The organism is Shinella sp. BE166 (genome assembly GCF_051201095.1).
GTDB classification, from domain to species: Bacteria; Pseudomonadota; Alphaproteobacteria; order Rhizobiales; family Rhizobiaceae; genus Shinella; species Shinella lacus.
This window is the reverse complement of sequence record NZ_JBPEHL010000002.1, coordinates 397,538-410,673: the sequence shown is the minus strand read 5'-3', so window position 1 is coordinate 410,673 and position 13,136 is coordinate 397,538. Positions and strand designations below refer to the sequence as shown.

The following is a 13,136-nucleotide window of genomic DNA, read 5'->3' as shown; positions in this document are numbered from 1 at the left end:
GGGTTACATGAAGTTTCGCCTCGCTACTGGCATGAGCATATTGGGCCTGATGCTGAGCTGCGCCACGGCGCTCGGCGGAACGCTCGAAGGTCCCCTCCAGATCATGGTGTCGAAGGACCTGCAGGAACTGAAGATCTATGATGGCGGCGTGATCGTCGCCACATCGCGCGTCTCCACCGGCAAGGCCGGCCATTCGACGCCGACCGGCATCTTCTCCATCCTGGAAAAGAAGCGCACGCACTTCTCCAACCTCTATGACAGCGCGCCGATGCCCTTCATGCAGCGACTGACCTGGTCCGGCATAGCACTGCACGCCTCCAACAGCGTGCCCTCCTACCCCGCCTCGCATGGCTGCGTGCGCCTGCCGAACGATTTTGCCAAGACGCTGTTCAGCGTCACGCGGCGTGGCGGCCATGTGCTGATCACCGACCGCGAGATCGCGCCGCAGCGCATCGTGCATGCTGCGCTGTTCAAGCCCGTCGTCGTCGTGCCGGATACGCCGCTCCTGTCGGAAGCGGGCCTGCGCCCGTCGCTCATCGAGGCCGGCGACAAGAGTGTCGAGGTGGCGATGACCGATCCGAAGCCGGAGATCGTCACGCCCATCGTGCAGAAGACCGAACAGGACCCGATCCGCATTCTCGTCACGCGGCGCGGCGAGCGTGAAATGCTGGTCGATCTCCAGCGGCTGCTGACCTCGCTCGGCTACGACGCCGGCATTCCCGACGGCCTGCACGGCAAGCAGACGGTCACAGCCATCCGCGCCTTCCAGCTCGCCGAGGGCCTGACGGAAGACGGCGTGGTCTCGCCGGAACTGGTCGCCGCCGTCTACGCCAAGGCGGGCAAGGGCACGCCGCCGAACGGCCAGATCCTGGTGCGCCAGAAATTCAAGCCGCTGATCGAGGAGCCGATCACCATCCGCAATCCGGAAATCGCGCTCGGCACCCATTTCCTCATCGCCCGCGAGGTCGATGCCGACAAGGGCAAGGCGGAATGGTACGGCGTGAGCATGGACAACCAGCTCCCGCAGGGCACGCTGAAACGCCTCGGCATCACCACCGAGGCCGACGCTTCCGCACCTGATGCGCTGACGAAAACCCTCGACCGCCTCGACATTCCGGAAGATATGCGCAACCGCATTTCCGGCCTGATGGGCGAAGGCGCCTCGCTGTCGATCTCCGACACGGGCCTCGCCCCCGAAACCGGCGACGGTACGGATTTCATCACGGTCACCCGCAAGGTGCAGAAGGCGGACGCCTCGATCGTCCAGGGCGGCAAGAAAAAGAAAAAGAAGAAGGTCTCGTCGGTCACGGTCGTCAATTAACCCGCGACCTCTGGCGCAGCATAGGGCCACCGGGAACCGGTGGCTCTTTTCGGGCGGTCATTCGCCGAGGCGCTGCAACAGTTCCTCATAATCGCCTTCGGCCGTCGCCAGCCACGCCGTGTCGCCAGCGGCGCGCAGACGCTCGATCCTGCTTTGCATGAAGGATTTTGCGTCGTCCATCCGGCCGAGCTCGTAGGCGAGCACGCCGCGTTGGAACAACATGTCCTGTATAGTTTCGAGGTCGTCCTCGGCCTCTGCGATCTCCAGGACACGGATAAGGTACGGCTCCGCCTCCTGCTTGCGGCCCATGGCATGCAGATTTTGCGCAAGGTTGGTGAGCACGGTTTTCAGCTTCGGGTGGCTCTTGCCGAAAAGCCGCTCGCCGCGCGACAGCACATCCTTGTTGAGTGCCAGCGCTTCCTCGTAGCGCTTGGCCTCGTGCAATTGGAAGGCCTGCTTCTCCCGCACGCCGGCGCGCTGGTCGTCGCTATATCCGGGGTAGACGTCAGCAAGCAGCGCGGCCTTGCCATATTGCTCGGCGGAAAGCGCGTGGCTGGCGCTGTTGCCGGGAATTGTCGCATAGGCGCCCAGCAGCTCCGCATGAACATAGCGGTCCATCAGCCGCCGGCCGAGCGGACGATCGTCCCCCTCGCTCAAGGTCGCCAGCTCCTCCAGGGCCGCAATGCCGTCTTCATAGCCGAGAAGCGCCGAACGTACCGTGACACGGCCCACCATCGAGAGAATTTCCCGCCGCTCATCGAGAAGCTCACGCTTTTCACCGACATAGCTGCGGAGCACCTTCAGTTCGGCCATGGCCTCCGTGCCGCTGAACTGGACCTCTTCGTCGTCGAGCCGGCTGCTCATCAAGGCAACCCGTTCGCGCAGCTGTGCATCATCGGTCGGCGCGCCCAGCGCCTCGATGGTGACGGTGGTGCGATCGGCCATGGCGATGGACGGGAGGCCGGCGACGGCGAACAGGCAGCACAAGACAGCAGTTCGTAATCGCATCCGTTTCCCCGGCTCCCTGTTCGTCGGCAACAGGTCAGGAATTTGTGGCCCTGACCCCGAAGGTCAAGGGTGGGCCTGCCGCTTCCACGCCCGTAAACAAAAATTTCACAAACGTCGTCAGGCCGGCCGGGCGAGAAGGCCCGTCGCGAGAGCCTTGAACGCTTCGACCGCTTTGGGAAGCACCGCCTTCGGCTCGTCGCTCGCCGCGATCCAAAGCGCAGCGTTGAACGCCATGCTGCTGAGGAGACGGGCGGCGGCCTCGCCGTTCAGGGGTTTGAGCATTCCCTCCCCGATGAGCTTTTCCACTTTCGCCTGCGTGACTTGCAGGCATTCGCTCTGGCTCGGCCATTGCGAAGGGTCTCCCAATACGGCAGGCCCGTCGAGCAGGACGATGCGTTGTACCTCGGGGTCGAGCGCCATCTCGATATAGGCCGCCCCTTCCGCAAGCAGGCCACCCCAATCGTCTCCCGTGCGCTCCCCGATCTCCTTGGCGCGCGTTGCCATGTCCGAATCGATCTGGTGGACGACTGCGGCGAGAAGCCCGCGCTTGTCGCCGAAAATGTTGTAGAGCGCGCCCCGCGTCAGCCCGACATCGGCGGTCAATTCGTCCATGGAGGCGGCGGAATAGCCCTTCTTGCCGAAGGCACGGCGCGCGGCGCCGATCAGCTTGACGCGGTTTTCCTCCATCATCTCGATGCGCCGATTCACGATTTCATCCTTATTTTTGATATACGGCCCGTATATGAACTTGACATCGGCGCCATGCGCGCCCAATTTCATATACGCAACGTATACGAAATTACAGCGGCTGTGAAGCGACACTGCTCTGCCCAGCCGCCTCAACAAAGAGAAGAGAGACTGACATGACCCAACGCGAAGCAATTTATCCGGCTGGCCGGCACGCCCTCTATGACGAACACGAATATTCGGCGGCCATCAAATCCGGCGACCTCCTGTTCGTTTCCGGACAGGTCGGCAGCCGGGCAGACGGCACGCCCGAACCCGATTTCGCCAAACAGGTGCGCCTCGCCTTCGAAAACCTCAAGGCCACGCTGGCGGCGGCGGGCGCCACGCTCGACGACATCGTCGACGTGACGTCGTTCCACACGGATCCCGAAAAGCAGTTCGATACGATCCTGGCCATCAAGCACGAGGTCTTCAACACGAAGCCCTACCCGAACTGGACCGCCATCGGCGTCAACTGGCTTGCCGGTTTCGACTTCGAGATCAAGGTCATCGCCCGCATCCCGACGGCGAAGTAACTAGACCAGCTCCACATCCAGCACGCCCGGTGCGGAGCGCATGGCAGCAGCGATTTCGGGGGAGATGCGGAAACGCTCGTTGAGCTCGACCTCGATTTCGCGCTGGCCATTGTCCTTGATGACGATGAACGAGACCAGCCCGTCGCCCTTGGTGTTCAAGTGGGCGGCGATGGAGCGCAACGGGCCGGAATCGCGCACATAGACGCGCAGCGCCTTCTGGGTCTGGAGCGATTCCTCCTCCAGCGAGCGCAGCGTCTGGATGCGCAGGCCGATGCCTTCCGGACGTTCCTCCGCCTGCACGGTCATCACCAGCGATTTGCCGGCCTCCAGCAGGTCGCGGTACTGGTTGAGCATTTCGGAAAACAGCACCGCCTCGAACTGGCCGGACGAATCGGAGAAGGCGACGATGCCCATCTTGTTGCCAGTACGGGTCTTGCGCTCCTGCTTGGAGGTCACCGTGCCGGCAAGGCGGCCGGCGGTGGCGCCGCGCTTCACGGCGATGGCGAAATCGGCGAAGGTCTGCACCCGCATCTTGGAGAGGATCGGCGCATAGGTGTCGAGCGGGTGGGCCGAGAGGAAGAAGCCGAGCACCTGGAACTCGCGGTGCAGCTTTTCGGACGCAAGCCACGGCGTGTAGGACGGCAGTGTGATCACCTCCGGCCCGGTCGCAGCGCCCATGCCGAAAATGTCGCCCTGCCCGCTGTTCTTGTCTTCCTGCGCGCGCTGCGCGTAACCGAGCATGCGGTCGAGGCCGGCGACCATGGCGGCGCGGTCATGGCCGAAACAATCGAAGGCGCCGGCGACGATCAGGCTTTCGAAGACGCGGCGGTTGACGAATTTCGGGTCGATGCGCAGGCAGAAGTCTTCCAGGCTCTTGAACGGCGTGTCGCCGCGCACCTGAACGATGTGCTGCACGGCCGCCTCGCCCACGCCCTTGATGGCGGCGAGCGCGTAGTAGATGCGGTTCTCGCCGGTCTCGAAATGAGCAAACGAGGTCTGCACGGAAGGCGGGATGACCGCGATGGCGAGACGCCCGGCATCCTGCCGGAAATCGTTCAGCTTGTCCGTGTTGGACATATCGTAGGTCATCGACGCGGCCAAAAACTCGACCGGGTAATGCGCCTTCAGATAGGCCGTCTGGTAGGAAACGATGGCGTAGGCGGCGGCGTGCGACTTGTTGAAGCCGTAGTTGGCGAACTTGGCCAAGAGGTCGAAGATCAGGTCGGACTGCGGCTTCGACACGCCGTTCTTCACGGCGCCGTCGACGAAGCGGGCGCGCTGCTTGTCCATCTCCTCCTTGATCTTCTTGCCCATAGCGCGGCGCAGAAGATCGGCTTCGCCGAGCGAATAGCCGGACAGGACCTGGGCGATCTGCATCACCTGTTCCTGGTAGACGATGACGCCCTGCGTCTCCTTCAGCAGATGGTCGATCATCGGATGGATCGACTCGATCTCCTCCTCGCCGTGTTTGCGGGCGTTGTAGACCGGGATGTTCTCCATCGGACCCGGGCGGTAGAGCGCCACGAGCGCGATGATATCCTCGATGCAGTCGGGCCGCATGCCGATCAGCGCCTTGCGCATGCCGGCACTTTCCACCTGGAACACGCCGACCGTCTCGCCGCGCGACAGCATCTCGTAGGTCGGCTGGTCGTCCAACGGCAGACTTTCGAGCTTCACCTCGACATCGAGCTTGCGGATGAAATCGACCGCTGTCTTCAGAACGGTCAGCGTCTTCAGGCCGAGGAAGTCGAACTTGACGAGGCCGGCCTGTTCCACCCATTTCATGTTGAACTGGGTGACCGGCATGTCGGAGCGCGGATCGCGGTACATCGGCACGAGCTGCGACAGCGGCCGGTCGCCGATCACGATACCGGCGGCGTGCGTCGAGGCGTGGCGGTATAGGCCCTCGATCTTCTGGGCGATATCGAGCAGGCGCGCGACGACGGGCTCCTTCTCCGCTTCTTCCTGCAACTTCGGCTCTTCCTCGATCGCCTTGGAGAGCGGCGTCGGGTTGGCCGGGTTGTTGGGCACGAGCTTGCAGATCTTGTCGACCTGGCCGTAGGGCATTTCCAGCACGCGGCCGACGTCGCGCAGCGCCGCACGCGCCTGCAGCGAACCGAAAGTGATGATCTGCGCCACCTGCTCGCGGCCGTATTTCTGCTGCACGTAGCGGATCACCTCTTCGCGGCGGTCCTGGCAGAAGTCGATGTCGAAGTCGGGCATCGAGACACGTTCCGGGTTGAGGAAGCGTTCGAAGAGCAGCGAGAAGCGCAGCGGATCAACGTCGGTGATCGTCAGCGCGTAGGCGACGAGCGAACCAGCACCCGAGCCGCGGCCAGGTCCGACGGGAATATTCTGCTGCTTGGCCCATTTGATGAAGTCGGCAACGATGAGGAAGTAGCCGGGGAACTTCATGCGCTCGATGACGCTGAGCTCGAAATCCAGCCGCTCGCGATAATCCTGCTCGGTATAACCCGGCGTCAGGCCGAGCAGTTCCATGCGGCTTTCAAGGCCCTCCACGGACTGGCGGCGCAGTTCTGCCGATTCGGCGCGGTCCGCCTCCTCCGGATCGTCCGTCGCACCCGTGAAGCGCGGCAGGATGGGGCTGCATGTCTTCAACACGAAGGAGCAGCGCCGGGCGATCTCGACCGTGTTCTCCAAAGCCTCCGGCAGGTCGGCAAAGAGCTTCGCCATCTCCTTGCGGCTCTTCAGATAGTGGTCGGGCGACAGGCGGAAACGGTTGTCGTCCGAGACCATGGCATTGTGCGCCACCGCCATCAGCGCGTCATGCGCATCATAATCATCGGGCGCCGGGAAGAACGGCTCGTTGGTGGCGACCAGCGGCACGTCTTCCGCATAGGCAAGCTCGACCATGCGGCGCTCGTGCTGCTTGTCGTAGCGCCCGTGGCGTTGCAGCTCGATATAGAGCCGGTCGCCGAAGACGCGCTTCAGCGCATGAAGACGCGCGCGCGCCACCGCCGGCTGGCCGGCGAGGATGGCCATGTCGACCGGGCCGCCATGCGCACCAGTGAGCGCGATCAGCCCGTCCATGCCCGCTTCCAGCCAGCTATAGGCGATGCGGATCGACTGGTTGCCTTCGCCGCCGAGATAGGCGCGGCTGACGATCTCGACGAGACGCGCATAACCGGCATCGGTCGCGGCAAGGAGCACGATCGACGGCAGCTTCACGAGTTGCGCCTGTCCGCCGCGCCGCTCGCCGTCGCCCTCGTCTTCCATGTCGATCGACAGCTGGCAGCCGATCAGCGGCTGGATGCCGTCGCCGATCGCCTTCTGCGAAAATTCCAGCGCGGCGAACAGGTTGTTCGTGTCGGTGATGGCGATCGCCGGCTGCTGGTCGGACATCGCCTTGCCGATGATCTTCTTGATCGGCAAGGCGCCCTCGAGCAGCGAAAAGGCCGAATGCACGCGCAAATGCACGAATTGCGGCGTCTCGGCCACCGTGCCGCCATCCGTCTTCCGAGCTTCGTCCGCCATGCGTATCTTCCTTCCGGTCAAGGCAGGAAGCTTAAACGGATTCGCACCGGCCTCGTCCAGAAGGTTATTGCCGTTACACCCGATTTCCACGCGCGAGCACGCGTGGGCGAGATGCGATCGGCTTCAAAGAATGAAATGCAGGCCGTCAAATTCCGAAGAGGATGACGGAGAAGGTGGCGACGAACATGGCCATGGAGGTGAATGCAGCAAGATCACGAAGAAAATCGGTCATTGTGGCTCCCTTTCCTTTTATGTTGTCACTTTGTTCTATTCTTGTTCTCATGTCAACAGCTTTCCACAGGCCCTCTGGACCGGCGTTCGAAGGCGCAATATGGTCGCCTCGCTCACATGGAGGAAAAGAGATGAAGTCGTTGATTGCCGCCCTTCTGCTTTCGGCCAGCCTGGCTGCCCCTGCCGCCGCCGCGGATTTCCCGGCCGAGCGCATCATGGCCATGGCGAGCGGCGACTGGAACAAGGACGGCACGCCGGACCTCGCCCTGGTGGCAACGCCGGGCGACGACAGCGGAGACGACAACGGGCTCTACATTTACGTCGCCAAGCCGGAGGAAAACCGGCTGACGCTGGCGCTTGCCCTGCCCAGGACGGTCTGGGGCAACCTTACCATGTTCGGCCAGGAGCCGGAGCTGGCGGCGCTCGCCAATGGCTCCTTCACGCTCACCACGAAAAACGATTCGATCGGCCGCGACCGTTGGCGCCAGACGCTGACGATCGCCCACCGCAATTTCGATTTCATCGTCGCGGGCTACACCTATTCGTCCTACGACACGCTCGACACGGACGCCGTCAGCGATTGCGACCTCAACGTCCTAACCGGCAAGGGCAAGGCGCTCGGCCAGCCTATCACCGGCAAGGCGCAATTCGTGTTGCTGAAGGACTGGAACGACGAGATCGCCCGCTCGATCTGCGGGCTGGACAATTAATCAACGGCCTGGAGGGCTAAATCAGGCGAGCTCGCGCACGAGGCCGTCCTCGATCGTCACGCGGCGATCCATCAGGCCGGCGAGCTCGTGGTTGTGCGTGGCGATGAGCGCCGCAAGGCCCGACTGGCGGGCGAGCGCTTCCAGCGCCTCGAAGACGTAGCCGGCGGTTTCCGGGTCGAGGTTGCCGGTCGGCTCGTCGGCCAGCAGCAGAAGCGGCGCATTGGCGACGGCACGCGCGATGGCGACGCGCTGCTGCTCGCCGCCGGAGAGTTCCGACGGGCGGTGCTCGGCGCGATGGCCGATGCGCATATAGTCGAGCAGCTGGGCGGCGCGTTCGCGCGCCTCCGCCTTGGTGAGGCCGCCGATGAGCTGCGGCATCATGATGTTTTCCAGCGCGCTGAATTCCGGCAGCAGATGGTGGAACTGGTAGACGAAGCCGATCTCGTTGCGGCGGATCGTCGTGCGCTCCTCATCGGCAAGCTCGGCGCAGGAATGACCGTTGACGAAAACCTCGCCGACATCCGGCTTTTCGAGCAGGCCCGCAATGTGCAAGAGGGTCGACTTGCCGGTGCCGGAGGGTGCCACGAGCGCGACGGTCTCGCCGCTCTTCAGCGTGAAATCGGCGCCTTTCAGGATCGTCAGCAGGGTCTCGCCCTGGCCGTAGTGCCGTTCGATGCCCCTGAGTTCCAGTGCGTTGCGCGCGTTCATGGCGTTCTGTTCCTATTCGTACCGCAGGGCCTGGACGGGATCGAGCTTGGAGGCGCGCCAGGCGGGGAAGATGGTCGCAAGGAACGAGAGCGCCAGCGCCATGACGATGACCGTGACCGTCTCGCCGGCATTCATGTCGGCCGGCAGCTGGCTCAGGAAGTAGAGTTCCGGGTTGAACAGCGTCGTGCCTGAAATCCACGAGAAGAACTGGCGGATCGATTCGACGTTCAAACAGACGACGACGCCGAGCGCGACGCCGGCAAAGGTGCCGACCGTGCCGATCGCCGCCCCCGTCATGAAGAAGATGCGCATGATGGCACCGGACGTGGCGCCCATGGTGCGCAGGATCGCGATGTCGCTGCCCTTGTCCTTCACCAGCATGATGAGGCCGGAGATGATGTTGAGCGCGGCGACGAGCACGATCAGCGTCAGGATCATGAACATGACGTTGCGCTCGACCTGAAGCGCTGAGAAGAAGGTGCGGTTGCGCTGGCGCCAGTCCGTTATGTAGATCTGCCGCCCGGCCGCCGCCTCGATCGGCTGGCGCAACTCGTCGACCGCATCGGGATTGGTGACGAAAAGCTCGATCGACTGCACGATGCCTTCAGCGTTGAAGTAGAGCTGCGCTTCTTCAAGCGGCATGTAGATGATCGAGGCGTCGTATTCCGACATGCCGATCTCGAAGATCGCCGAGACGGTGTAGGTCTTGACGCGCGGATTGACGCCGAGCGGCGTCACGTCGCCTTCGGGCGCAACGAGCGTGATCTGGCCGCCGGCGCTCAAGCCGAGTTGTTCGGCCATGCGCGAGCCGATCGCCACGCCGCTGCCGGAGGCGAAGCCGACGAGGTCGCCTTCCTTGAAATTGTCCGAGACGGCCTTCATCTTCGCGAGATCATCGGCACGGATGCCGCGCACTAGCGCGCCCGTGCCCGCCCCGGCGGTACCGGAGGCCAGCGTCTGGCCCTCGACGAGCGGGATCGCCATGGTGACGCCCGCGACGGCGGAAAGGCGCTCGGCGAGTGCGGCATAGTCGTTCAGCGGCGTATCGATCGGCTGGATGATCATGTGGCCGTTGATGCCGAGGATGCGCGAGATCAGCTCCGTGCGAAAGCCGTTCATGACGGCCATGACGATGATGAGCGTGGCGACGCCCAGCATGATGCCTATGAAGGAGAAGCCGGCGATGACCGATATGAAGGCTTCCTTGCGCCGGGAGCGCAGGTAGCGCCAGGCGACCATCCGCTCGAAAGCGGAGAACGGGCGGTTTTTCTTGTAGGCTTGAGCCCCGGTTGCAGATGCACCGCTCGCTGCGTCAGCCATGGTCCCTCCCGTTGCCCCGGCGCCGGCACGCCGCATCAGTTACCGGACGTCAGGCGGTTGATCGCCGCCTCGATGGTCAGCGTCTCGCGCGCACCGGTCTTGCGGTCCTTGATCTCGACTTCGCCGTTGGCGACGCCGCGCGGGCCGGCAATGACCTGCACCGGCGCGCCGATGAGGTCGGCCGTTGCGAACTTGGCGCCCGCCCGCTCGTCCTTGTCGTCATAGAGCACGTCGATGCCGGCCTTCAGCAGTTCGGCGTAGATCTTTTCGCAGGCCGCATCGCAGGCGTCGTCGCCGGACTTCATGTTGATGACGATCGCCTCGAAGGGGGCGACGGCCTTCGGCCAGATGATGCCGTTCTCGTCATGGGACGCTTCGATGATCGCCGGCACGAGGCGCGTCGGGCCGATGCCGTAGGAGCCCATGTGCACGATGTGCTCCTTGCCGTCCGGGCCCTGTACCTTGGCGCCCATGGCTTCGGAATATTTCGTGCCGAAATAGAAGATGTGGCCGACTTCGATGCCGCGAGCGGACAGGCGCTCGCCTTCCGCAACCGCCTCGAAGGCGGCGGCGTCATGCATTTCGGAGGTCGCGGCGTAGCGCGAGGTCCACTTGTCGAAGATTGCCTTCAGGCCTGCGACGTCCTCGAAGTTGGTGTCTTCGGCCGGGACGTCGAAGTTCAGGAAGTCCTTGTGGCAGAAGACTTCCGATTCGCCGGTATCGGCGAGAATGATGAATTCGTGGCTGAGATCGCCGCCGATCGGGCCGGTATCGGCACGCATCGGAATGGCGCGCAGGCCCATGCGCGAGAAGGTGCGCAGATAGGCCGCGAACATGCGGTTATAGGCGTGCACCGCGCCTTCACGGTTGAGGTCGAAGGAATAGGCGTCCTTCATCAGAAACTCGCGCGAGCGCATGGTGCCGAAGCGCGGACGGATCTCGTCGCGGAACTTCAGCTGGATATGGTAGAGGTTGAGCGGCAGGTCCTTGTAGGACTTCACATACGAACGGAAGACGTCCGTGATCATCTCCTCGTTCGTCGGGCCGTAGAGCATCGGACGCTCCTGGCGGTCCTTGATGCGCAGCATCTCCTTGCCATAGGCGTCGTAGCGGCCGCTTTCCTGCCAGAGTTCGGCCGACTGCAGCGTCGGCATCAAAAGCTCGACGGCGCCGGCGCGGTTCTGCTCCTCGCGGATGATGGCGTTGACCTTGTCGAGGACGCGCTTGCCCAGCGGCAGCCAGGTATAGATGCCCTGGGACTGTTGCTTGACCATGCCCGCACGCAGCATCAGCCGGTGCGAGACGATCTCGGCCTCCTTGGGGTTTTCCTTGAGGATGGGCAGGAAGAAGCGGGAAAGGCGCATATCGGGTTCCGGACTGACTGATCCGCCCTATTCGGGGAATCGGGCAAAATGACGTTGATTTTGATGCGTTCATAAACGCTTCGCCGGAGGAAGGGAACCCGGCAGGCCCAGCCCGTGCATCGAGTCAGCGCACTGTCCACCGTCACCGACGGATGCGACAAATGTGGCGGAAAAATGGGGGCGTCAATAACAGAAATTGCGTGCAGGTTGTCAATGGAAAAATTTTATTCCAGTGTAGCAAAAATGCAAAAAAAGCGGATGACAACGCCTAAGCTTTGGGCTAGTTTCAGGCCACAAAACAGGCAAGAAGTACAAATTCTTGCCATTTCGCGGTCAAGTCTTGGGAGGATCAGATCTTTGGCGCGCGTAGACGCTGCCACCGCACAACGGATAAAGATCACGCGATACCTGTAAAACAAGGCTTTCAGCCTTGTTTTTTTTTGCCTTTTGCCAAGCCGGCCCCTCCCTTGATAAGCCCGCCCGCCGGGTTCATGCGTCAAAGCCGCACACCTCCCCGCTCCTGCGACACTCCGCCTCACGCTGGGTAAAGACAGCCGCGCCGCGGCGCGCCTCGCGGGGTGCTTATGCGCCGTTTTTTCGGGGTTTTTGCCGGTCATTATGACAGGGGGCAAAGAAAGACTTTTCCAGCGGTCCCCGGAGGGGCTGGAAAATCATGCTTCCGGCCGTTGTGACACCGTTAACCTTTGTGGCGGGCGCCTATTTAAAATCCGGCATGAATTGCGGGATGGAGTCGATGCCGTAGCCGAGCCGCACCGACAGGACGTACCAACAGCCGTAGACCACGGCGGAAACGATCGTCGTGATCAGCATCACGCGGCCGCCCCGAAAGCGCGCCGGCGCGCTTTCCACCGTGCCGGGCACCACCTCCTCGGCTTCGGCCTGCGTCTTCAGCCCGAAGGGCAGCACGGCAAAGAGCGTCATCCACCAGACGATGAAATAGACGGCGAAGTAGGAAAACCACTGCATGGATGAGACCCTCGTGCGACAGCCGGTCTTTTACGCCGGTCGCAGGTGAAGTTCAAACGGCGTGAGGGCGGCGTGCTGTCACACCTCTTCCAGCTCGACCAAGGTGCCGAAGAAATCCTTGGGATGCAGGAAGAGCACCGGCTTGCCATGGGCGCCGATCTTCGGATTGCCGTCGCCCAGCACACGCGAACCGCGCGCCACCAACCGGTCGCGGGCGGCGAGGATATCATCCACTTCATAGCAGATATGGTGCATGCCGCCGGCGGGGTATTTTTCGAGGAAGGCGCTGATCGGCGATGCCTCGCCGAGCGGCTCCAGCAGTTCCACCTTGGTGTTCGGCAGCTCGACGAAGACAACCGTCACGCCATGCTCGGGCAGCGCTTGTGGCGGGGAGACGTTTGCGCCGAGCGTATCGCGGTAGGTCGCCACGGCGGCCGCCATGTCCGGCACGGCGATGGCGATGTGGCTGACTTTGCCGAGCATGGGGACCTCTTCATCCGTACAAGCAGCAAGACAATCATACGGGGCCGAAGAGTGAACCGGCGACGTTGCGGCCCGCCGATCTCCCCCCTTGAGGGGGAGATGCCCGGCAGGGCAGAGGGGGGTAAATCCCATCCACCGCCAGCCGTTTTCGATGCCGCACCATCGTCCCCCCTCTGTCGGCTTCGCCGACATCTCCCCCTCAAGGGGGGAGATCAGTGGGAGTTTGCCGTGCCCTAGCAACGACGCG

The 13,136-nt window shown here is 63.1% G+C and carries 11 protein-coding genes; 3 read left to right on the top strand and 8 right to left on the bottom strand.

Going from position 1 to position 13,136, the window contains the following annotated elements:
• Nucleotides 1-7 precede the first annotated feature (7 nt).
• Nucleotides 8-1,321 (top strand): L,D-transpeptidase family protein, encoded by a 1,314-nt coding sequence (locus J2Y63_RS05945; protein ID WP_435265328.1) that lies wholly within the window; start codon nucleotides 8-10, stop codon nucleotides 1,319-1,321.
• 57 nt (nucleotides 1,322-1,378) lie between these two features.
• Here the strand turns inward: J2Y63_RS05945 and J2Y63_RS05940 are convergent, their stop codons facing one another.
• Both J2Y63_RS05940 and J2Y63_RS05935 read right to left on the bottom strand, forming a co-directional pair.
• On the bottom strand, nucleotides 1,379-2,359 hold the full coding sequence (locus tag J2Y63_RS05940; RefSeq protein WP_435265327.1) for a tetratricopeptide repeat protein: 981 nt from the start codon (nucleotides 2,357-2,359) through the stop codon (nucleotides 1,379-1,381).
• An 87-nt stretch (nucleotides 2,360-2,446) separates the two neighbouring features.
• Nucleotides 2,447-3,019, bottom strand: a complete 573-nt coding sequence (locus J2Y63_RS05935) for a TetR/AcrR family transcriptional regulator (RefSeq protein ID WP_435265518.1) — start codon at nucleotides 3,017-3,019, stop codon at nucleotides 2,447-2,449.
• A gap of 173 nt (nucleotides 3,020-3,192) precedes the next feature.
• Here J2Y63_RS05935 and J2Y63_RS05930 point away from each other — a divergent pair, with 173 nt between their 5' ends.
• Entirely contained in the window at nucleotides 3,193-3,591 is a 399-nt protein-coding gene (locus tag J2Y63_RS05930; RefSeq protein WP_435265326.1) for a RidA family protein, read from the top strand.
• On the opposite strand, the gene dnaE is transcribed toward J2Y63_RS05930, so the two are convergent.
• Nucleotides 3,592-7,086: a DNA polymerase III subunit alpha gene (gene dnaE, locus J2Y63_RS05925; protein WP_435265325.1), complete on the bottom strand. Its 3,495-nt coding sequence runs from the start codon at nucleotides 7,084-7,086 to the stop codon at nucleotides 3,592-3,594.
• Nucleotides 7,087-7,448: 362 nt separating this feature from the next.
• Between dnaE and J2Y63_RS05920 the strand changes: the two genes are divergently transcribed.
• Nucleotides 7,449-8,027 carry a hypothetical protein gene (locus J2Y63_RS05920; RefSeq protein WP_256119015.1) on the top strand — a complete coding sequence of 193 codons (579 nt, stop codon included), beginning with the start codon at nucleotides 7,449-7,451 and terminating at the stop codon, nucleotides 8,025-8,027.
• 21 nt (nucleotides 8,028-8,048) lie between these two features.
• On the opposite strand, the gene J2Y63_RS05915 is transcribed toward J2Y63_RS05920, so the two are convergent.
• The 5 genes from J2Y63_RS05915 to mce all read right to left on the bottom strand — a co-directional run bounded on the left by J2Y63_RS05915 (nucleotide 8,049) and on the right by mce (nucleotide 12,889).
• Nucleotides 8,049-8,735 (bottom strand): ABC transporter ATP-binding protein, encoded by a 687-nt coding sequence (locus tag J2Y63_RS05915; RefSeq protein WP_256119014.1) that lies wholly within the window; start codon nucleotides 8,733-8,735, stop codon nucleotides 8,049-8,051.
• A gap of 12 nt (nucleotides 8,736-8,747) precedes the next feature.
• Nucleotides 8,748-10,055 (bottom strand): lipoprotein-releasing ABC transporter permease subunit, encoded by a 1,308-nt coding sequence (locus tag J2Y63_RS05910; RefSeq protein WP_435265324.1) that lies wholly within the window; start codon nucleotides 10,053-10,055, stop codon nucleotides 8,748-8,750.
• A gap of 35 nt (nucleotides 10,056-10,090) precedes the next feature.
• Entirely contained in the window at nucleotides 10,091-11,419 is a 1,329-nt protein-coding gene (gene proS, locus J2Y63_RS05905; protein ID WP_435265323.1) for a proline--tRNA ligase, read from the bottom strand.
• Nucleotides 11,420-12,136: 717 nt separating this feature from the next.
• The gene (locus tag J2Y63_RS05900) at nucleotides 12,137-12,406 is read right to left on the bottom strand and encodes a DUF1467 family protein (protein ID WP_256119010.1); all 270 of its coding nucleotides are present in this window, start codon (nucleotides 12,404-12,406) and stop codon (nucleotides 12,137-12,139) included.
• 78 nt (nucleotides 12,407-12,484) lie between these two features.
• Nucleotides 12,485-12,889, bottom strand: a complete 405-nt coding sequence (gene mce, locus J2Y63_RS05895) for a methylmalonyl-CoA epimerase (RefSeq protein WP_435265322.1) — start codon at nucleotides 12,887-12,889, stop codon at nucleotides 12,485-12,487.
• Nucleotides 12,890-13,136 lie beyond the last annotated feature (247 nt).